We start from the raw sequence: 19752 nt of genomic DNA on the forward strand, positions 1-19752 counted from the left end.
AGTTGCCATCTGCGTGTGCTGTTACTCACAGATCCGATGCTCAGTGTGACTTGCTTGTTGATTTGAGTGGCGGGTCTTGGCTTTACTCGTGTGCCGAAAATGATATTTGTTTGATTGGTGAAACTGAGGTGGTGTCTTTTTGGCCGCATGTGCTCTTTGAATGCAGCGGATGCCTGTGTTTGGACGGCGTGCGGTGTTTCGGCATTGGGTGGCGTGCGAGCCTGGGTAATGTATGAATCTCCGTTATTTTGAGAGCTTCATTAATTCGCTATTTGAATATGGTTTGGTGCTTTCATGTTTCCTTGGGGGCTTTTCGTATCCGTCATGTGGTGCATAGGCTGGAGTGGGGCGGGGAGGTGTTGTGTTGATTCCGTGGATCAGGGATTCAAGAAATTCGCGTGTTGGCCGATATAATTGGCAGTTTTCCGCGTGGACCATTTGTATCTGTCATGGTGATTATCTCGGCAGTGTTTGCAGCAGTAATTGCCGGAGGCCTGGTCTGGCTCTGGCAGCGGCGCAGTGGCGATGCGGTACGTCCGCAACGGCGGCTGCGTGTGCCGCCATCGGCTAGCGTGCCGGCAGTCGAGGATGCTGCGGTCGTTGTCAGCGTTGATGATCTGCAGCGGCGCTTCCTGCTCAGCGCGCTCGGCGCCGCCGATATGCCGGCCGATGCGTTGCGTGTGCAGCGTGCGGTGGTGGACGACGTGGTTACGGCGCTGAGCCGTGCGGACCTGTCCTCGCGCTACACGCCTCGCCGACCGAACCTGCTGCCGCAGCTGATCCAGAGCGTGAATGACAGTGCGGCTTCGTCGCGCTCCATTGCCCGCATCATTGGTAGTGATGCGGTACTGGCGGCTACGTTGTTGCGTATCGCCAACAGTTCCCTGTATCGGCTGCAACGGCAGGACATACAAAGCATCGAGCGGGCGGTAACGCTGATCGGCAACGATGGCATCCGTCAGATCATTTCCGCCGCGTTGGTGCAGCCGGTCATGGAGTCGGCCAGTGGCGTTGATGCCGAGTTCTCGCGCTTGCTTTGGGAGTACACCTTGCGGGTGTCGCTGGCCGCTGCCGACCATGCGCGCAGTGTGGAACGCGAGGATGGCTTTGCTGCCCAGCTGGCTGGCCTGCTGCTGGGCCTGAGTGCGGCCATGGCGATGCAGGCTGCCGCCGATGTGTTGGCGCGGCCGCCGTTGCGGACACGTGAGCCGGGCACTTTGCTGGAAGTGTTGGAGCGCTGCAGCGCGCCGACCGCGGTGCGGATAGCCGGGCATTGGAAGTTGTCGGCGCCGATCGTGCAGGCCCTCAAGCAGGTCGGCGTGCCCGCTGCAGCTGGTTTGGCACGTTCGCTGCAGATCGGGCAGCTGGCCGCAAGCGCGGCGATGCTGCATGCGCAGGGTCTGATGAGCGAAGCGGAGGCCAATGCGGCGCTCGCCAGCCAGATGCCAGAACACGTCGCGGCATGGTTGTGGAAGCGGATGACGCAGGCAGACGGCTCACTGGAGTGAGGCGGGCAGCGCAGGGACGCGGCGCGCATCGTGTCCGTGCCCGGAATCTCGAGGGACACCGCCCCGCAATGTCGACTGCTCAGGCTAGAGCTGTGATTCCAATGGCAGCCAGCTGATCACCTGGGTGCTGGCGCGCTGCATCAGTCCGGTGTCCGGTTCTGTGCGCAGGCTGATAGGTGGCGTGTTGGCCCGATCCAACCAACGCAATTCGTGGTCCCTGTTCAAATACACCCAATAACTCAACTCAGCACTGGACAGGCGCAGGTATTCCTCGCGCAGGCGCGCGGCCAGTACCGGGTCATCGAACAGTGCGCCCATTTCGGTATTGAGGTAGGCCGAGCGCGGATCGAGGTTGAACGAGCCGACGAAGCCGCGGCGGTCATCCACCACGAAGGCCTTGGTGTGCAGGCTGGCGCCACTGCTGCCGAAGGTGGATGCCTTCTGGATGTGTCCACGCGCTTTGAGTTCGTACAGCTGCACGCCGCCGGCCAGCAACGGGCGGCGGTAGTGCATGTAGCCGCTGTGCACGGCGGGTACGTCATTGGCTGCCAGCGAGTTGGTGATGATGCCGACCTGCACGCCGTTCTGGACCTGCTGGATCAGGCCCTTGGTGCCGACCGCGCCGGGCACGAAGTAGGGCGAGATCAGCAATGATTTGTGCTCGGCGCTGCTCAGCACCTCGACCAGCCGGGTGACCAGCCATTGGCTGCTGTCGCCGCCGCTGGGTTTGCGCGGCGGGTCGGAGCGGATCCTTACGCCGTCGGTCCAATACAGGTCCAGTTGCTTGCTGAGATAGGCATCGGTGAGATGCGCTCGCACGCGTTGCAGATAGGGTTCGGCTTGCTGTTGGCGTGCGTCCAGCTCGGCCTGGCTGATGAAGTTGGCCATCTGCTGATCGGTACTTTGATGCAGAGCGGCGATCGGTACCACCGCATCGCTGTTCCAGAATTCGTCGAATATGCTGCTGGCATCGTTGGCGACAGGGCCGGCCAGCAGCAGGTCCAGGTCGCGGAAGTTCACATCCGGGCGTGCGTCGAAGTATTCGGCGCCGATATTGCGGCCGCCAACGATGGCAACGCGGCCGTCAGCGATCCACGCCTTGTTGTGCATGCGGTGGTTGATGCTGAAAACCCGCTGCACCATCTCGACCAGTCGCCATAGTCCGTCGCGATTGCGGAACGGGTTGTACAGGCGGATCTCGATGTTGGGATGGTTGTCCAGCGCCAGCATCAGTGGGTCCAGGCCGGCAGCGTTCATGTCATCCAGCAGCAGGCGTACGCGTACGCCGCGTTCGGCTGCCTGCTGGACGTCGTGGGCGAGCAGGTGGCCAAGCAGGTCGTCGTGCCACATGTAGTACTGCAGGTCCAGGCTGCGCCCGGCCTGGCGGGTGATGATGGAGCGTGCGGCGTAGGCCTCCAGCCCGTCGGAGAGATACACCGCGCCACTTTTGCCCGGGTGTTCGACCAGCAAGGGCTGCAGTTGGCGATCGATCAGGGTCTGTTGCGCCTGCAGTGGCAGGGCCTGCGAGGGCGTGCCGACTGCCTTGGGGGTGAGGTGATCACCCAGCAGCAGGCCGCTGCCGATCAACAGCAGCACGACGCCGAGCAGGTAGGCGAAAAACCGTAGCAGGCGTTTGGGGCGGCGCTTGTTTTCCATGCGCGCATCCTAGCGGTGTTCGCGTCTCAGCGGCACTTTGTCCTGATTCCATGACGTTCCGGGGGTGCGGAGGAAGCCTGCGGTGGGCGAGAATCGGGGTTTGCGTTTGCCGCGAGCCCTGTAATGACCGAACGTTCCTCCTCTTTCCGAGCGCCCAGTCTGGTGCTGCAGATTGTCATCGGCCTGATCGCCGGCATCGTACTGGCGATGGCCTGGCCGGCCGGTGCGACTGCTGTTGGCCTGCTTGGTACGGTGTTCATCTCCGCGCTGAAGGCTGTCGCGCCGATTCTGGTGCTGGTGCTGGTCACGGCCTCCATCGCCAATCACCAGCAGGGGCAGAAGACCCATATCCGGATGATCCTGGTGCTGTACATGATCGGCACCTTGGCCGCGTCCATGGTTGGCGTGGCAGCCAGTTTCCTGTTCCCCAGCACATTGACGTTGAAGACGGTCGAGAGCGCCATGAGCGCGCCGGGCGGGATTGGCGAAGTGCTCAATACCTTGTTGATGCAGATCGTCGACAACCCGGTGCACGCATTGCTCAACGCGAACTACATCGGTTTGCTGGCATGGGCTGTTGGCCTTGGCCTGGCGCTCCGCCATGCCAGCCAGACCACTCGCACCCTGGTCAGTGATTTCTCCGATGCGGTCACCTGGGTGGTGCGGTTGGTGATCAAGCTGGCGCCGCTGGGCGTGTTCGGTATTGTTGCTTCTTTGTTGGCCGAGTCCGGTCTGGGTGCATTGAAGGATTACCTGCATCTGCTGGCAGTGCTGATTGGCGCGATGCTGTTCATGGCCTTCGTCGGCAATCCGCTGATCGTGGCCGTGGTTACCCGCCGCAACCCCTATCCACTGGTGCTGCGCTGCCTGCGCGAGAGCGGCATCACCGCGTTCTTCACCCGTTCCTCGGCGGCAAATATTCCGGTCAACATGGAGCTGTGTCGCAAGCTTGGCCTGCATGAGGACACCTATTCGGTGGCGGTACCGTTGGGTGCGACCATCAACATGGCCGGTGCGGCGATCACCATTTCAGTACTGACCCTGGCGGCGGTAAACACCTTGGGCTACGCGGTGGACCTGCCGACCGCGCTGTTGCTCAGCGTAGTCGCTGCGATTGGCGCCTGCGGTGCCTCCGGCGTGCCGGGTGGCTCGCTGTTGCTGATTCCGCTCGCCTGCGGCCTGTTCGGCATTCCCAATGAGATCGCCATGCAGGTGGTCGGTGTCGGTTTCATTGTCGGCGTGGTGCAGGACTCGGCTGAAACCGCTTTGAACTCGTCCACCGACGTGGTGTTTGTCGCGGCGGCCGAACAAGCGCGCGGGCGCGCCTGATGGCCATCGCCGGGCGCATCACGCCAGCGGTACGCATCGGCGTTTCGATAGCGATTGCGACTGGCCTGTATGGCATTTCGTTTGGTGCGCTGGCGGTGGCATCGGGTTTCAGCGTGGCGCAGACCGCTGCGCTGAGCCTGTTGATGTTCACCGGTGGCTCGCAGTTCGCCTTCATCGGTGTGATCGGTGCTGGCGGTGCGGGCGCAGCGGCGTTTGGCGCGGCCACGCTGCTGGGCATCCGCAACGCGGTGTACGGGGCACAGATCAACCGCATGCTGCGCCCACGCGGTTGGCTGAGGCCGCTGGCGGCGCAGGTCACCATCGACGAATCGGCGGCCACTGCGGCCAGCCAGAGCGATCCGCAGGAACAGCGTCGCGGCTTCTGGGTTGCCGGGCTGGGCGTTTACCTGTGCTGGAACCTGTTTACTTTGTTGGGTGCGCTGCTGGGAGACGCGTTGGGTGATCCGCGCCAGTGGGGCCTTGATGGCGCCGCCGTCGCCGCCTTCCTTGGCTTGCTGTGGCCGCGCCTGCGTTCGCGTGAGCCGGTGGCGATTGCGGTGGTCTGCGCGTTGGTGACAGTGCTGGCGCTGCCGTGGGTACCGCCGGGCGTGCCGATTCTATTGGCCGCGGCGGTGGCCGCGGTTTGGGGTTGGTTTGGCAGGGGGCCAGCGGATGAGGGCTTGGAGCCCGATGTCGCACCCAAGGTCGAGCAGGAGTCGGCGCCATGACGCTGTGGGCGTGGATCATCTTTGGCTGCGTTGCCGCATGGGCGATCAAGTTCGCGGGTTACCTGGTACCGGTGCGCTGGCTGGAGTCGCCGCGCATGAACCGCGTGGCTGGCTGCCTGACGATAGGTCTGCTGGCCTCGTTGACGGCAATGAACACGGTGTCGGCCGGGCAGGGGTTGGCCTTCGATGCGCGTATCGGCGCGTTGTTGGCCGCGGCGGTTGCCTTGATGCTGCGGGCTCCGTTCTTGTTGGTGGTGATTGTGGGTGCGGCGGCTGCGGCTGTGATTCGACTGCTATGAGCGCAGTTGGCCGTTGTGGGAGCTGCGTCAGCCGCGAAGCCGGTGTTTCGTCCGCGCGCTGATCGCTTGCAACAACACATTGTGCGATGCCGGTTTTTGGTGTGGCCGGACGTATTGCCAGCTTCGCGGCTGACGCCGCTCCCACAAGAACAGGGGGGGCTTGTCCTTAGAACTTCTGCTCGGCTGCCAGGTAGCGCCACTGGCCTTCGGGCATCTTGCTCAGGCCGATCCGGCCGATGCGCAGGCGGCGGATCTGTTCGGCCTTCAGGCCGACCTGGTTGCACATGAACTGCAATTGGCCCGGGCGCACATCCTTGATCGCGAAACGCAGGCGCTGCTCGCTCTGCCAGCTGATCTTGGCCTGTGGCAGGCTGCGGCCTTCATAGATCAGGCCATGGGTGAGCTTGGGCATCGCCCACGGGGTGGGTTCGCCGCTGACTTCGACCACGAACTCCTGCTCCAGGCTGTAGCCCGATTCCTGCAGGTGGCGGCGTACGCGCCAATCCTGGGTCAGTACGACCAGGCCGCTGGCGGCATCGTCCAGCGGCATCAGGTAGTCCAGTCGCTGGAAATGACGGCGAAGCGGACGGATGCCGGAGGCGTCGTCGGCAAAGCGGTTGTCGTCCGAAAGCAGCGCAACCAACTGGTCGGAGGTACAGCCGGCTGGCTTGTTGATCAGGAAGGTGGCCGCTTCAGCGGCTTCGGTATTGCCTTCGGTGCCGAGGGTGATGATTTCCTCGCTGACCATGGTCTGCGGGGTTTCCACCACCACGCCATCGACGCTGATCCAGCCGCCTTCGATGTACTGCTGGGCCTGCGAGCGCGAGCACTGCAGCTGCGCGGCAACGCGCTTGTCGAGACGGATAGGGGTGGTCATGGCATCAATGAGTTCTACGAAGGGCGGGGAGTGTAGCGCTGTGGCGGGAGCGCGGCGATGGGCGGCTCAACCGGGTTCATGTTCCAAGGCGGTCAGGTACAGACGCAGATCGAACTCCAACTGGTGGTAGTCCGGCTCCATATGCAGGCATAGCTGGTAGAAAGGCTTGTTGTGGTCGGCCTCTTTGATATGCGCCAGCTCGTGCACCACGATCATCCGCAGGAACTCGGCCGGGGCCTCCCGGAACACGCTGGCAATGCGGATCTCGCGGCTGGCCTTGAGTTTGCCGCCATGGTTGCGGGAAATGGCGGTATGCGTGCCCAGGGCGTGTTTCACCACCTGTAGCTTGCCGTCGTACAGCACTTTGCCCAGCGGTACCGACTGGCGCAGGTGGCGCTCCTTGATGGCCTGCACGTAGTCGTAGAGCTGGCGGTCGTTGCGCACCGTGTTGGGCTCGCCGTAGCGTTTGCGTACGGCTTCGCCCAGCTTGCCCGCGTCCAGCAGCTCGCGGGCGCGCTGCTGCAGGTGTTCGGGATAGCCATTCAGGTATTTCAGCGGAAGCATGGGCATTTGGGCGGGACCGGGCAGGCCGCTATGATGGCAGCCTCGGCAACAAAACCATGAACAACGACGATGGCAAAGGGTAATCCACTGCAGGAACAGCTGCTCAAGGCTGGTCTGGTGAAGAAGTCACAGGTCTCGCAGGTGGCGCGCGAGCAGGTCAAGGCGCGCCACGGCAAAGGCCCGGCGAGCGCGACCGAAAGCCAGCGCGAGGCCGACCGTGCCCGTGCCGAAAAAGCCGAAAAGGACCGCCAGCTGGCCGCCGAGCACAACGCCCACCGCCGCGCCGACGAGCTGCGCGCGCAGGCCCGGCAGATCATCGCCGACCGCAAGCTGCCACGCGCTGGCGAGCTGGAATACCGTTTCAACGACGGCGCAGTGATCCGCACGATGCTGGTCACCGAGGCGCTGCGTACCCAGTTGTCCAATGGCGCGCTGGTGATCGCCCGCCACGGCGACAGTTTCGAACTGCTGCCGCGCGTGGCAGCGGAAAAGGTGCGCGAGCGTGACGCCAGCCTGATCGTGCTCGATCACGGCCAGAGCGCTGACACGCCGATTTCCACCGGTAACGCGGAAGACGACGCGTACTACGCCCAGTTCCAGGTGCCTGACGACCTGATGTGGTGAGTTCCACCGGCGTTTACCCAGCCTTGCCGCAACTGCGCTAGGCTGGAACCAGGTCATTACGGAGCCAGCGATCATGGCCACCGGTTGGGCGGGCGATACCGCCGTTCAGGATCAGATTGATGCCACCGTCGAGGACGCGATCAAGCGTGCGCGCAGCCGCATGCCCAGCGGCCCGGGGCTGGAACACTGCGAAGAGTGTGATGCGCTGATTCCCGAGGCGCGGCGCAAGGCCGTGCCCGGAGTGAGGCTGTGCATTGCCTGCCAGCAGGCGCAGGACGAGGACGAGACGTTCGCTGGCTATAACCGGCGTGGCAGCAAGGATAGTCAGTTGCGCTAGGGGCGATGGCTGTGGCCGTTGTTTTGGCCTCAGCTCTTCCCCGGCACCGGCAGCACATCATTCAAGTACTGCTTCTGCACAACCCGTGGCACCAATCTCGGCCGTTCCATCAGCACAAACCGCACGCCCTTGACCGTCTGCGGGGCAGCCTTGCTGATGAAGCCAAACCGCTCATACACCGGCACTGCAATCTCGGAGGAGTTGACCGTGTACTCGCGGCGACCGTGCACGCGCAGTGCGTGCTCCCACAGCAGGCGGGCAATGCCACGCCTGCGCGTACTGCGGCTGACAAACAGATGATGGATATGGCTGTGGCCACGTATCGCAATCATGCCGGCGATTGCGCCGGCATCTTCCACCAGGTAATGCGCGAAGTCCTTGTCAGCCAGCCGTTCGGCAAAGCTGGCAGGGGTCAACGAGGCCAGGAAGGCGTGCGCGCTGGCGCCGCTATCAGCATCCAACAGATGCCTCGCCAGCGGCGTTACCAGCGTGCTGAGTGCGTCGGCATCGGTGACGTTGGCGTCGCGCAAAGTGATGTCTTGATCCACGTACTTCCCCTGTGGCCCGCCCCCGGAAGCAGGGGCGTGGACGGAAGCATACCTGCAGCCGACACGCTGCAAACGTGTGCGCTGCCGCAGCTCAGTGCTTCGCACCGCCAAGCCGGAAACTGCCGCTCCAGCGCAGCATCGCGAACAGACACCACAACCAGCCCGCCGTGGCGATCAGGCCGCCGACAAGCCCAATGTGCTGCATGCCCAGCTGCAGGCTGACCTGGCTGCCGATCAGTGCGCCGGCACCGATGCCGATGTTGAAGATGCCCGAGAACAAGGCCATCGCCACGTCGGTGGCATCGGAGGCCAGGTTCAGTACCTTGGACTGCATCGACAGCGCAAAGCTGATCATCGCCACGCCCCACACCGAGACCAATGCGTACAGCAGCCAGGTGCTGTGCAGGCCCGTGCGCAGCAGCAACAAGCTTGCCGCCAGGGTACCGATCGCGGTCAGCAGAAAGCCTCGCGGCCAGCGCAGTCCATAGCGCGAGAACAGCAGACTTCCGATGAAGCCCATGCCGCCGAACAACAGCAACACCAGCGTGGTCACATGCGCATCAAAGCCACCGATCTTCTGCACGAACGGCTCGATATAGCTGTAGCCAGTGAATTGTGCGGAAATCACCACCATCACCAGCAGGTACAAGGCCATCAAGGCCGGGCGGCGCAGTAGCAACGGGATGCTGCTGGCCGAGCCGCTGTTGTGGCTGGGCAGGGCCGGTAGCAAGCGCGCCAACACCAGCATCACCAGCAGGGCGACGCCGCCGATGGCCATGAAAGTGATGCGCCAGCCCAGCAGCTCACCAACGATGCGGCCCAATGGGATGCCCAGCACCATCGCCACGGACGTGCCGGTTGCCAGCAGCCCCAACGCCTGCGGGCGTTTGTCCTGCGGCGCCACACGCACCGCCAGTGAGGCGGTGATCGACCAGAACACGGCATGGGCCAGCGCAATTCCAACCCGGCTGGCCATCAGCACTGGATAGCTCCAGGCCACGCTGGACAGCACATGGCTGAGAATGAATAGTGCAAACACGCCCAGCAACAGTTTGCGACGGTCGAAATTGCGGGTCAGCAGCATGCACGGCAGCGAGGTCAGTGCGACCACCCAGGCGTAGATGGTCAGCATCAGGCCGACGTGCTCGATTGGCTTGCCGAAGTCGGCGCCGATGTCGCTCAGCAGGCCGACCGGGACGAACTCGCTGGTATTGAAGACGAATGCCGCCAGGGCCAAGGCGATGACGCTGAGCCAGCGTTGGCAGTCAGAGCGCGGATCCTGGGAGTCAGCAACGGCAAAAGCGTCGCCTGCCTGCGGGGCAGGGCAGGAGGTGTTGGGAGAGGAGGACATTACGTGCGGGCTTGCGACCGGGCCGGTCGCTCAATGCCGCTGATTTTCGCACGGGTGATATGGACGCGAGCGGAACGCTGTGGATCGGCAGGTTGGTGGCGCACTGTGGTTCAGGTGGGTGAGGGCTTTGGCTTTGGTTTGCGCTTCAGGCCCATGCCTTATGCCGTCACCCCCGCCTTCGCGAGGATGACGAGCCGAGGCGAGGGCCGAGGCAGGAGCTGAAGCCGGCGCCAGCACCAGCACCAGGGCGATTGCTGACTTCGGGCGGCGCCCGCTCAGCCGTCGCCTTGCACGGTGGTCGGCGTCGCATCGCCTCCGCGCCAGCGGCGCAGGCCACGCTGGAAGAACAGGCTGTTGGGGATCTGCATCAGCGTGCCTTCGGCGGGGCCGCCGACTTCATGCAGGGTGGTGTAGATCAGGTTGATATCGGTGACCACGCCCTTCAGGCCGGGCTTTTCGCCGTTTTCCAGCAGCTCGATCTGGTCGCCGAGGCGGAACGGCCGGGTGGTGAAGATCAGGAAGGTGCAGAAGATATTGGAGAGCACGCTCCAGGCGGCAAAGAACGCCACCGCACCTACCGCCGCGAAGCCGGTGAACGCGGTCCACAGCACGCTGGCCTGTACGTTCAGTGTCTGCAGGATGGCAACCAGCGCCACAGTGCCGATGACGAAGTTGGTCAGCCGCCGGATTGCCATCTCGATCTGCGCCGGCAGCGTGTAATGCCGACCCAGCCGGGACAGCAGGCGGCGGGTGAGCAGGCGCAGCAGCCAGGCCACGACCAGGATCAGCAGGATGCTCAGACCAGTGTTGATGGGGTCAATCCATTGCTGCATCGAGGCGGGGAGGTAGTGCTTCATGCTGTTTCCTTGCGGTACGTCAGTGTTTCAGTGCAGTGGAGGCGGCGCGGCCGGTCAGCGGCAAACGCGGCGCTATGCGTAGTGACGGGGCTACCCAACATCGGCAGCAACGGTTTGGCGAGCGTCGATTGTCGGCCAGTGTGGCGTTTGCTGCCAGTCGCGGCGTGTCGACAGGCCAGTTGCGCAAAGAATTGAGCCGGCTTTAAACCTTTTGCCTGCTTGCCGCATCCAATGGATATGCTCGACGCCACCGTGACTACCGCCGTCCCTTCACCGCCCGTCGTCGACGACGCTGCGCTGGCCCGTGCCGCCGCAGCCGGTGATACCCGTGCCTACGAGCGCATCTACCGGCGCCACTCGCCGCGCTTGTACGCCTTGCTGTGGCGACTATGCGGCGGCAACGCCGCGCGGGCCGAGGATGTAATGCAGGAAACCTTCATCCAGGCCTGGCGCAAGCTGCCGCAGTTCCGCTTCGAGAGCGCGCTGGCTACCTGGTTGCATCGCCTTGCAGTGAATACGGCGCTGATGGAGTTGCGCGCGGCAACGTTTGAATCGCTGGATATCGGTGAATCCGGAATGGACCTATTGGCCGAAATCGCCGATACCCCACGCTGCCATGCCACCGGCATGGATCTGGAACGCGCGCTGTTGACGCTGCCGCCACGCGCCCGCGCGGTGCTGGTACTGCACGACATTGAAGGCTGGAAACACCAGGAAATCGCCGTGGAACTGCAGATGGCTGTCGGCAGCTCCAAGGCCCAATTGCATCGTGCGCGCAGCCTGCTGCGCACGCGGCTTGGAGACGCATGATGAACAACCACGAAGACGATCGCGATCAAGACGATGAGCTGGTGCAGCGTTTGCGCGGGCTGCCTGCCGAGCGGGTGCCCCCGGCTATGGTGTGGCAGCGTATCGCCGCAGAACTGGAGCAGGCGCCGCGTACCCTGCAAGCGGATGCTGTACCTGTTTCTTCCTTGAATATCGCACCGACAAAACGGCCGCCGCGACGCCACTGGCCGCGCTATGCCGCTGCTGCGGTGGTCGTGGCCCTGGTTGGCGCGGCCAGTCTGTCGTTGTTGCCGCGACAGCCGATTGCATCGGTGGCTGTGGAGGAATCCCCCCTGCAGCATCAGGCCAACAGCATCACCTACCAGTACCGGCAGGCGATGGCGACGATTCCGCAGGACAACCTGGCGGCCGAGCTGCAGCCAGCCCTGCGTGAACTGGATGAAAGCGCCGGCAGCATCCGCAGCGCCATCGCACAGAGCCCTGACTCCACATTTCTACTTGGACAGTTGCAGCGCACCTACGCGCTGCGGCTTGAACTCACCCGCAAGGGCGTGAACCCGACCGGACTTCCGACTTGAAGGAGTATTTGATGAAAGCTTGCATGCGCAATCTGATCGCCACCGTGCTGTTGCTGGCCCCACTGACCAGCGCATTTGCGCAGACCGCGGTCAATCGCAACCTGCCCTTGTCCAGTGGCGGTCGTGTGGAACTGAGCAATGTGGCGGGCTCGGTCACCGTGCGTGGCTGGGACCGCAATGAGGTGCAGCTCACCGGCTCATTGGGCGACGGCCAGCGGCTGGAGGTGGAAAGCAGTGCCAACCGGGTGGCATTGAAAGTGGTCTACCCGCAAAACAGCCGTAGCAGCCGTGGCGCGGTGCTGGAGCTGCGCGTGCCGCGCGCTGCGCAGCTGCAGACCAGTACTGTCAGCGCGATGGTGGATGTGTCCGATGTGGACCTGCGCCGCCTGCAGAGCTCCACCGTCAGCGGCAGTATTACTGCCAACGGTCGTGCTGGTGAGGCCGAGTTGACAACGGTCAGCGGCGCGATCCGCTCGCAACTGCAGACATCGCGGCTGGAGACCAGAACAGTCAGTGGTGGGATCAATGCTGCTGGTGGCAGCGGTGGCGAGGTTTCGGCCAATACCGTGTCGGGTGGAATCACTCTGGATCTGGCCAAGGTGCAACGCCTCAATGCCGAGTCGGTATCAGGCAGCCTGGGCGTGCGCAGCGCTGGTCTGCAGCCCGGCGGCCGGGTCAATCTGGAGACGGTGAGTGGCTCGGTGTCGCTGGGCTTGCCGGCCAACACCTCGGCGCAGTTGAAGGTCAGCACCTTCAGCGGCAGCATCCGCTCGGATGTAGGACAGGTGCAGACCCCGCGTTATGGGCCGGGCAAGAATCTGGATGCGCGGATTGGTGGCGGCGATGGTGACATTTCCATCCAGTCGCATTCGGGCGGTGTGCGGGTGAGTCTGGATCGTTGATTGGCGCCCTCCCTTTTGCAAAGCAACGGGGAGGGTTTGGGAAGGGGTAAGGCTTTGCGCTTTTTGGGGGCCAGCTTCACGACTTCCGCCGCTACAGGAACCGCTGATCAGCACATCCTGCGGGCGGGGAGAGGTTCCTGTAGTGCCGACCCATGGTCGGCAATGCCCGCTCAGGGAGCGGTGTAAGCCGCGAAGTGCGACATCAATCAGATTGCAGACACGCCTGTAGTTTTGTTGCTGCCGGCTTCGCGGCTCACGCCGCTCCTACAAGGCTGCAGCCGCTGCATTCGTTGTTGCTGCCAGTGCCAGCCCCTGCACCACGCCGAATGACGGGTCGCCATGCACCAGCTTGGCCGTCGGGAACGCCGCTGCCGCTGCTTGCTGGATGTAGCCGGCGCGCGACATGCCGCCGGTCAGGAACACCGCCACCGGGTCGTGGCCAATATCGGCACGTACCTGCTGCAGCAACGTCTCCAACTCGCCCAGATAGCCGCCGGCAGCGGCCGTCAGATGCGGTGCATCGATGTCGACCGACAGTCCTGCTTCAATGAAGTCCAGCACGCTGCTGTGGCTCGGCTGGCTGCTCAGTGCGATTTTGCATTGCTCCACGGCGCGGTACAGGCGTGCGGTATTGCCGGTGTCCTGCAGGGCCTGCAGGCGTGGGCCGTAAGGTAGATCGACGGCATCGTAGTTGTGCTGGCGGAAGTCACGCTGGCGGGTCATGTCCTGCACCATCGCTGCTTCCACATAGTGGTGTGCCGGTACGCGGGTGATGCCGCGGCCAAACAGCGGCATATAGCCAGCCAGGCTCAGCGCCAGGTCGATATCGGTACCACCACGGGCGATACCCCAGGCGCGGTGGATCTGCGGCGCCACGCTGCCGCCAACGCTGGCATGGGCGATATCGGTGGTACCGCCGCCGACGTCGACGATCACCGCTTCGTGGCGTTCGCTGCTGACCGCGTGGTAATGCATGGCGGCAGCTGCGGGTTCTTCGAGGAAATCCACTTCGTCAAAGCCGGCTGCCATTGCCGCGCTGCGCAGGATATCCAGCGCCTGGTCGTTGCCAGCCGCGCCGATCGAGCTGCGGAACTGCACCGGCCGGCCAAGCAGGGCGCTGCGTACGTTGCTTTGCAGCTGGCGCGAGGCGGTCAGGCGGATGTGCTCAAGGATGTGGGTAGCGATGCCGGTGATGGTCTGCTTGGCACGCGGATGCAGGTTGTAGCCCAGCATCGACTTCGGGCTCTGCACCAGGTTGCCCTCGTTCTCTTCGAAATAGGCTTCCAGCGCGTCGTCACCGTAAACCGCGTTCTGCAGCAGGGTGGTGGAGCTGCGCGGTTCGCGGATACGTTCTTCCATCCACTGCCGGCGCACCACGCGCAGGGCGGCGCTGCGCAGCTGCTCATGGCTGCGCGTATTGCCGACCGCACGGGCGTCACGGCGGCCGGATTCGATCAGCTCATCGACCTGCGCTTCCAATGCCGGGGTCAGCTCGAAGTCGTTGGGGTCGCGCATCACCTCGGGGAAGTACACCGTGGTGCGGAACTGCTGGGCCTCACCAAAACTGACGGGTACCACCTTGCCGTCGATAAGGGCGGCGGCGGCCGAGTTGCTGGTGCCAAAGTCGATGCCGAGTTTCATGGGGCCTGCGCGTCTTGCTGTTGAATCGGCCGCGCACTTTACTACGCCTCCCTGCGGCTGGCTTCACATGTGGGTCGTGAGACGCTGTTCGCGGGCGCCAAGGCTGCGCTATCACCAACCGAGTCACGATTTTCCGGTCTATGCGCGCTGCCTGAATGAGAGGTCATCCGCCCGTTCAGACCGTCGGCCCAGCGGCCGGGATTGCGAATCGTGCACTGCCGCTTACCGGTAGGGGCGTGCGACAGTTGCGAGGCGCGGGCTTGCGGTCAGTCACGTTTCCGCTGCGCTCGGCGCTGCCGGGAGTGGCTTTTGCTGAACGGCTACAATAGGCGGTTATTCAATGTTCGGGAGTCCCCTATGTCTGTTACTTCCTGCCCGCAGTGCTCGCTGGAAAACGTCTACGCCGACGGTGCGCTGTGGATCTGCGCTGATTGCGGCCATGAATGGACCGCAGGCGAGGCGGCCGAATCCACACTGGTGGTCCGCGACAGCAATGGCAATGTGCTGGTGGCCGGCGATACCGTCACCGTGATCAAGGATCTGAAGGTCAAAGGCTCGTCGATCCCGCTCAAGCAGGGCACGGTGATCCGCAACATCCGCTTGGTCGAAGACGATGCCGAGAACATCGAAGGCAACTCGGACAAGATCAAGGGCCTGGTGCTGAAGACCTGCTTCCTGCGCAAGGCCTGAGCCGGCTTGCGTTGTTCAAGCCGCCAGCGGCACGCGCTCAGCGCGCCGCGTGGCGTGCTTCAAGGCGACGGATGCCTTCCAGTTTGCCCTGGTAAACCGCACGTAACTGGTCGCCGCCAAGGTCACGGGCACGTGCCATTTCACGCTCGGCGAGCCGATTGTTGCCGCTGAGGAAATAGGCACGGGCCAGCCCGAAATGGAATTGGTGGGCATTGCCGTATAGCCGCACTGCTTCGCGATAATAGTGTGTGGCCAAGGCGTAGTCGCCGTCGCGCTCGGCGGTGTTGCCCTGCATGAACTGATAGAACGGGTCGTGTTTGCGCACCTGTTCCAGTCGCGTCTGCATCTGTGCCACGCGCCGCGTATCGCCCATGCGCTGGTAGAGTTTGGTGGCATTGTGCAGAGCAGGCGCATGCCTGCTGTTGATCGACAGCGCGGTTTCCAGGTCCTTGGCGGCAGCGGTGAGGTCGTCTTCGCGCGATTCAAGCACGCCCAGGTTGCTCCATGCCGGCACAAAACGCGGGTCCATTCGCAGCGCTGCGTTGAAGTAGGCCCGGGCACCGGGATAATCGCGCGCGGCCAGCTGCTCGGCGCCACGGTTGTTGTAGAAGTGGGCAAGCGCGCGGCTGTCGCTGATCGGCTGCGGGCCGCGGCGGTCGTACAGCACGTTGCTATCCAGATCCAGGGTTGCCCGGCGCCCATCAACACGCATGCCGACATTGACGTGACCAGCATTGAATATCAGTCCCTGGTCCTGATACCAGGACACCACTTGCCCCACCTCCTGCATGCGCGCCTCCAGGCCGATCTCGCGGGCCAGGGCGACAAACAGCAGGGTGAAGGACAGGCAGTTGGCACGGTGTTGTTGCCAGGTCTCGGCTACGGTCAACGTGGCTTCGGTGTCGTACTCCAGGCCCAGCCCGTCCGGACGGAACACCAGCTCAACCAGCCGTTGCAGGCGTTGTTCCGGTGAGTTGGCGACCTTGATGACGCGCTCCTGCAGCAGCGCACGCACTTCCGGTGGAATGGCCATCACCTGTTCCGGGCTGGGGACCGGTGCGGGTACTGGCGGTGGCGCGGCCAAGGCCACGCTGCTGACGGCGAGCAGGACCAACGCATTCCAACCGATCATGGCGATCACCCGGAGTTTGCTGCGGCCTGCCCAGTGTAGGCTTGTTGCGGAGGGATGGAAGCGGGCCGGGGACAAATCCACAGCGGATGTGGACCAGCAGGGTGCAAACATGTGGATAACTATTGGCAGCCCTTGTGCGGCGTGGCTCGCCGGGTGGTGGCTAATTTTTCACCATGGCCGGGCTGCGACCGGCGCGGTCTGCTAGTATCCGCGGCCCAAGACAGTAGTGGCCGCCGCGACGGAGCGGGTACGGCAGCCGGCTTTCGATACCAGACCATGACGAAGCAGCTTTCCTCCACCGAGGCCCAGATGACCCTGGGCCTGGGCAGCGACATTCCAACCGAACGCCTGTTCTTTGCGGTGATGCCTGATGGGCTCACAGCTGAGCGGGTGGCCGAGTTAGCCGATGGCCTGCGTGAGGAACACGGCCTGGTCGGGCAGCCGTTGGCGCCCGAGCGCCTGCACGTGACGCTGCACCATCTCGGTGACTACGCAGGCTTGCCGCCGAGCCTGTTGCCCAAGGTGCGGCAGGCAGCAGCACGGGTGCGGATGCCTGAGTTTGAGGTCTGCTTTGATCAGGTGGGCAGTTTTGCCGGCAGCAGGCAGAACCCGTTCGTGCTGCGCAGTGAGTACGGAGCCGAGCTGTTGAACGGCCTGCACGAGGAGCTGGCGCGTTGCCTGCAAGGCGTGGGCGGCAAGCTGGACCCGCGCTTCACCCCGCATATGACCCTGCTGTACGACCGCCGTCGCCTGCCGACTCAGCCGGTGCAGCCGCTGCGCTGGTTTGTGCGTGAATTCGTGCTGGTACGCAGTTTTCTCGGCCAAGGGCGCTATCAGATCGAAGGCCGCTGGCAACTGGGCTGAGCGCGCTGCGCCACGAGCAACGCAAGCGTTTCGTGGCGGATTCTTGCGTTTGCCCGGGGCCACGCTTGCTGCACGGCTTCGTGCCAAGATGACGGCATGAACGACTTGCTGCAGACCCTGCCGCCACCGCTGCTGGCCGAGCTGAAAACCGCTTACGCCCAGCCGCCGCGCGCATATCACAACTTCGGCCACGTGCAGGCGGTGCTGCAGCACTACCGCGATGTGGCTGCTGGCCCCGGCTGGCGGCAGCCACTGGAAGTAATGCTGGCCGTGCTCTACCACGATGCGATCTACGAGGCCGGGCGTGGTGACAACGAGGCACGTTCGGCGCAGCTGGCTGCGTCCGGTATTGAGCGCTGGCTGCCGGATACCGAGGTGGATGTGGCGCGGGTGATGGCGCTGATTGAACTCACTGCGCGCCATGGCAGCCTGAGCGGCGACGGGCTGGATGCGGATGCCGCGCTGTTCCTGGACAGTGATATGGCGATCCTGGGCGCACCGGACGCGGTCTTCGATGCCTATGACCGTGGCATTGCGGAGGAATACCAGGGCAAGGTGCCGGGCTTTCTGTTCCGGCTCAACCGGCGGCGTTTCCTGAAGAAGCTATTGACGCAGCCGCGCATCTTTTTCAGCGACTTCTTCCATGAACGTTACGACGCGGCGGCGCGTGCAAACCTAATACGGGCCACGGCCTGAGCCTGCGCTTTGGCTAAAATGTGGGTTGTCCCACTGCTGATCAGGCCGAACTGGCCGCTGTAATGAACGAACTGCCTGTCCAAGCTCCCGCCATGCCTGATCCCGATCCGCGTCCGCAGCCGCCGGAAGCGCCGGGTCCGAACGAATGCTGTGGCAGCGGCTGCCCGCTGTGCGTGCTGGATCTATATACCGATGAGCTGCTGGCCTACCGGCAGAAGCTGGCCGAATGGACTGCGCGTCATCCTGAAGCACAGGCCTGAGCCTGCGCTTTCTGCCCGCCATGGGCGTAGGCTTTGCAGCACAGTTATCGAGACCTGTACATGGCACGTGTGATGTGGGGGATGTACGTGCTGACGCTGAGCTTGTTGGCACCGCCGGCAATGGCGGAGCAGGTCAGCCATGGGCGGTTCGAGCAAGTGCCGGTGCTGTTGCCCAGCGGACCAGCGCAGCGGGTAGTGCTGTGGTTCGGTGATGCTGCGGCCTCTGCCGGACATCAGGCGCGGCTGCAGGCGCTGCGCGATGACGGCGCGATGGTGGTCGACATCGACACCCGCCATCTGTACCAGGTACTGGCCAAGGAGGGCGGCAAATGCGGCTTCTCGGCAGGTGATGTGGAGAATTTCTCGCGCTATGTGCAGGCGTATTACCACGTGCCGACCTACCGCCTGCCTATCCTCGGTGGTGATGGCGCTGGTGCGGCATTGGCGTATGCGGTCGCGACCCTGGCCGATCCGGATGTGTTCGCCGGCTTGTTGACCGAAGGTTTCTGCCCCCAGCTGCCTAACGCCACGATGACCTGCGGCGATGCCATCAAGGGCCGCGCGCTGCTGCCGCAGCCGTTGCGCTTCCCTTGGTTGAACGCGGGCGCAGGCAAGGCGCAGGCATGCCCGGCGACGGCCGTCACGGCTTTCATGGATGCCGTGCCATGGGCGCGCGAGTTCGGCCGTACCCGCGAGGGCAGTGCTCTGCCTGGCGAGATCGCGGCAGCACGCGTGCTTGGTGCGCAGCGTGGCGTCAGCCTGCCTGCGGTGCCGCAGGATCTGGACGGTTTGCCGTTGGTTGAAGTGCCGACCAGCGGGCAGGGCGATACCTTCGCGGTGTTTGTATCCGGCGATGGCGGTTGGGCGGGCTTGGACAAGGATGTGGCTGGTGCACTGGCGCAGGCGGGGATTCCAGTAGTCGGTGTGGATTCGCTGCGTTACTTCTGGAGTGAGCGCACACCGGCGGGGTTTGCAGCCGATCTGGACCGTATCGCGCGTTACTACGGCAACCATTGGCAGCGGCCAAAACTGATGCTGATCGGTTTCTCGCAGGGTGCCGATGTGTTGCCTGCGGCAATCAACAAGCTGCCGCCGGCCACCGCACAGATGCTGCGCATGACGGCGTTGATGTCGGTGGGCGAGCGTGCCGACTATGAGTTTCACGTCAGTAATTGGATTTCCAGTGGCGGCGATGATGGGTTGCCGATCGCGCCGGAGGTGCAGCGCATGGCTGCTGACAGAACCCTGTGTATCTACGGTGCGGATGACGATGATGCGCTGTGCCCGAAGTTGCCTGCAGGTAGCGCGCAGCTGATCAAGCTGCCCGGTGACCATCATTTCGAAGGTGACTACGAAGGGTTGGCGAAGGCGATACTGCAGCGGGTGCAGGGGCCGTAGCTGTTCTGACTGTTGTAGGAGCGGGGGGGGGGGGGGGCGCGCGGTGGCCGGCCCGAAGGAGTCATCGACAGCGCTGGGGGCGGCGGACCCCACCACCTGAACCGACGGCGTGGGCTTCGGCTGC

General features: G+C 63.8%; 22 protein-coding genes. 14 read left to right on the forward strand and 8 right to left on the reverse strand.

Going from position 1 to position 19752, the window contains the following annotated elements; all coding sequences use genetic code 11:
- Positions 1-449: 449 nt before the first annotated feature.
- Positions 450-1508: an HDOD domain-containing protein gene (locus tag ACVOLR_RS12450; RefSeq protein ID WP_481536698.1), complete on the forward strand. Its 1059-nt coding sequence runs from the start codon at positions 450-452 to the stop codon at positions 1506-1508.
- Between the two features lie 84 nt (positions 1509-1592).
- On the opposite strand, the gene ACVOLR_RS12455 is transcribed toward ACVOLR_RS12450, so the two are convergent.
- Positions 1593-3164, reverse strand: a complete 1572-nt coding sequence (locus ACVOLR_RS12455; protein WP_481536699.1) for a phospholipase D family protein — start codon at positions 3162-3164, stop codon at positions 1593-1595.
- A 123-nt stretch (positions 3165-3287) separates the two neighbouring features.
- Between ACVOLR_RS12455 and sstT the strand changes: the two genes are divergently transcribed.
- The 3 genes from sstT to ACVOLR_RS12470 are packed head-to-tail and all read left to right on the forward strand — an operon-like array spanning position 3288 to position 5520.
- Positions 3288-4493 carry a serine/threonine transporter SstT gene (sstT, locus tag ACVOLR_RS12460; protein ID WP_481536700.1) on the forward strand — a complete coding sequence of 402 codons (1206 nt, stop codon included), beginning with the start codon at positions 3288-3290 and terminating at the stop codon, positions 4491-4493.
- The gene (locus ACVOLR_RS12465; protein WP_481536701.1) at positions 4493-5221 is read left to right on the forward strand and encodes an AzlC family ABC transporter permease; all 729 of its coding nucleotides are present in this window, start codon (positions 4493-4495) and stop codon (positions 5219-5221) included. The genes sstT and ACVOLR_RS12465 overlap by 1 nt, the downstream gene beginning before the upstream one ends.
- Complete coding sequence (locus ACVOLR_RS12470) at positions 5218-5520, forward strand: AzlD domain-containing protein (protein WP_481536702.1); 303 nt, start codon at positions 5218-5220, stop codon at positions 5518-5520. Before ACVOLR_RS12465 ends, ACVOLR_RS12470 begins: the two co-directional genes overlap by 4 nt.
- A gap of 166 nt (positions 5521-5686) precedes the next feature.
- On the opposite strand, the gene ACVOLR_RS12475 is transcribed toward ACVOLR_RS12470, so the two are convergent.
- Complete coding sequence (locus ACVOLR_RS12475) at positions 5687-6397, reverse strand: rRNA pseudouridine synthase (protein ID WP_481536703.1); 711 nt, start codon at positions 6395-6397, stop codon at positions 5687-5689.
- A gap of 66 nt (positions 6398-6463) precedes the next feature.
- On the reverse strand, positions 6464-6961 hold the full coding sequence (locus tag ACVOLR_RS12480; RefSeq protein WP_481536718.1) for a M48 metallopeptidase family protein: 498 nt from the start codon (positions 6959-6961) through the stop codon (positions 6464-6466).
- A 69-nt stretch (positions 6962-7030) separates the two neighbouring features.
- Between ACVOLR_RS12480 and ACVOLR_RS12485 the strand changes: the two genes are divergently transcribed.
- Together ACVOLR_RS12485 and ACVOLR_RS12490 are read left to right on the forward strand one after the other, a co-directional pair.
- Positions 7031-7585: a DUF2058 domain-containing protein gene (locus ACVOLR_RS12485; protein WP_481536704.1), complete on the forward strand. Its 555-nt coding sequence runs from the start codon at positions 7031-7033 to the stop codon at positions 7583-7585.
- 73 nt (positions 7586-7658) lie between these two features.
- Positions 7659-7922 carry a DksA/TraR family C4-type zinc finger protein gene (locus tag ACVOLR_RS12490; protein WP_481536705.1) on the forward strand — a complete coding sequence of 88 codons (264 nt, stop codon included), beginning with the start codon at positions 7659-7661 and terminating at the stop codon, positions 7920-7922.
- Positions 7923-7951: 29 nt separating this feature from the next.
- Here the strand turns inward: ACVOLR_RS12490 and ACVOLR_RS12495 are convergent, their stop codons facing one another.
- The 3 genes from ACVOLR_RS12495 to ACVOLR_RS12505 form a co-directional block, all read right to left on the reverse strand.
- Positions 7952-8470 carry a GNAT family N-acetyltransferase gene (locus ACVOLR_RS12495; protein WP_481536706.1) on the reverse strand — a complete coding sequence of 173 codons (519 nt, stop codon included), beginning with the start codon at positions 8468-8470 and terminating at the stop codon, positions 7952-7954.
- A 91-nt stretch (positions 8471-8561) separates the two neighbouring features.
- On the reverse strand, positions 8562-9821 hold the full coding sequence (locus ACVOLR_RS12500; RefSeq protein WP_481536707.1) for a sugar transporter: 1260 nt from the start codon (positions 9819-9821) through the stop codon (positions 8562-8564).
- Positions 9822-10096: 275 nt separating this feature from the next.
- Positions 10097-10678 (reverse strand): mechanosensitive ion channel domain-containing protein, encoded by a 582-nt coding sequence (locus tag ACVOLR_RS12505; protein WP_481536708.1) that lies wholly within the window; start codon positions 10676-10678, stop codon positions 10097-10099.
- Between the two features lie 237 nt (positions 10679-10915).
- On the opposite strand from ACVOLR_RS12505, the gene ACVOLR_RS12510 reads away from it, so the two are divergent.
- The 3 genes from ACVOLR_RS12510 to ACVOLR_RS12520 are packed head-to-tail and all read left to right on the forward strand — an operon-like array spanning position 10916 to position 12947.
- Positions 10916-11488, forward strand: a complete 573-nt coding sequence (locus ACVOLR_RS12510; RefSeq protein WP_481536719.1) for an RNA polymerase sigma factor — start codon at positions 10916-10918, stop codon at positions 11486-11488.
- On the forward strand, positions 11488-12045 hold the full coding sequence (locus ACVOLR_RS12515; RefSeq protein WP_481536709.1) for a hypothetical protein: 558 nt from the start codon (positions 11488-11490) through the stop codon (positions 12043-12045). The genes ACVOLR_RS12510 and ACVOLR_RS12515 overlap by 1 nt, the downstream gene beginning before the upstream one ends.
- 11 nt (positions 12046-12056) lie before the next feature.
- Positions 12057-12947 (forward strand): DUF4097 family beta strand repeat-containing protein, encoded by an 891-nt coding sequence (locus ACVOLR_RS12520; RefSeq protein ID WP_481536710.1) that lies wholly within the window; start codon positions 12057-12059, stop codon positions 12945-12947.
- Between the two features lie 264 nt (positions 12948-13211).
- On the opposite strand, the gene ACVOLR_RS12525 is transcribed toward ACVOLR_RS12520, so the two are convergent.
- On the reverse strand, positions 13212-14588 hold the full coding sequence (locus tag ACVOLR_RS12525) for an Hsp70 family protein (RefSeq protein ID WP_481536711.1): 1377 nt from the start codon (positions 14586-14588) through the stop codon (positions 13212-13214).
- Positions 14589-14945: 357 nt separating this feature from the next.
- Here ACVOLR_RS12525 and ACVOLR_RS12530 point away from each other — a divergent pair, with 357 nt between their 5' ends.
- Complete coding sequence (locus ACVOLR_RS12530) at positions 14946-15278, forward strand: zinc ribbon domain-containing protein YjdM (RefSeq protein ID WP_481536712.1); 333 nt, start codon at positions 14946-14948, stop codon at positions 15276-15278.
- 37 nt (positions 15279-15315) lie between these two features.
- Here ACVOLR_RS12530 and ACVOLR_RS12535 read toward each other — a convergent pair whose 3' ends face one another.
- The gene (locus ACVOLR_RS12535; RefSeq protein WP_481536713.1) at positions 15316-16410 is read right to left on the reverse strand and encodes a tetratricopeptide repeat protein; all 1095 of its coding nucleotides are present in this window, start codon (positions 16408-16410) and stop codon (positions 15316-15318) included.
- A 276-nt stretch (positions 16411-16686) separates the two neighbouring features.
- Here ACVOLR_RS12535 and thpR point away from each other — a divergent pair, with 276 nt between their 5' ends.
- The 4 genes from thpR (at position 16687) to ACVOLR_RS12555 (ending at position 19628) form a co-directional block, all read left to right on the forward strand.
- The gene (gene thpR / locus ACVOLR_RS12540) at positions 16687-17274 is read left to right on the forward strand and encodes an RNA 2',3'-cyclic phosphodiesterase (RefSeq protein ID WP_481536714.1); all 588 of its coding nucleotides are present in this window, start codon (positions 16687-16689) and stop codon (positions 17272-17274) included.
- Between the two features lie 96 nt (positions 17275-17370).
- Positions 17371-17970 (forward strand): HD domain-containing protein, encoded by a 600-nt coding sequence (locus ACVOLR_RS12545; protein WP_481536715.1) that lies wholly within the window; start codon positions 17371-17373, stop codon positions 17968-17970.
- Between the two features lie 62 nt (positions 17971-18032).
- Entirely contained in the window at positions 18033-18230 is a 198-nt protein-coding gene (locus tag ACVOLR_RS12550) for an oxidoreductase-like domain-containing protein (RefSeq protein ID WP_481536716.1), read from the forward strand.
- 72 nt (positions 18231-18302) lie between these two features.
- Positions 18303-19628, forward strand: a complete 1326-nt coding sequence (locus ACVOLR_RS12555; protein ID WP_481536720.1) for a virulence factor family protein — start codon at positions 18303-18305, stop codon at positions 19626-19628.
- Positions 19629-19752 lie beyond the last annotated feature (124 nt).

This window comes from Stenotrophomonas sp. STEN030 (assembly GCF_056759995.1).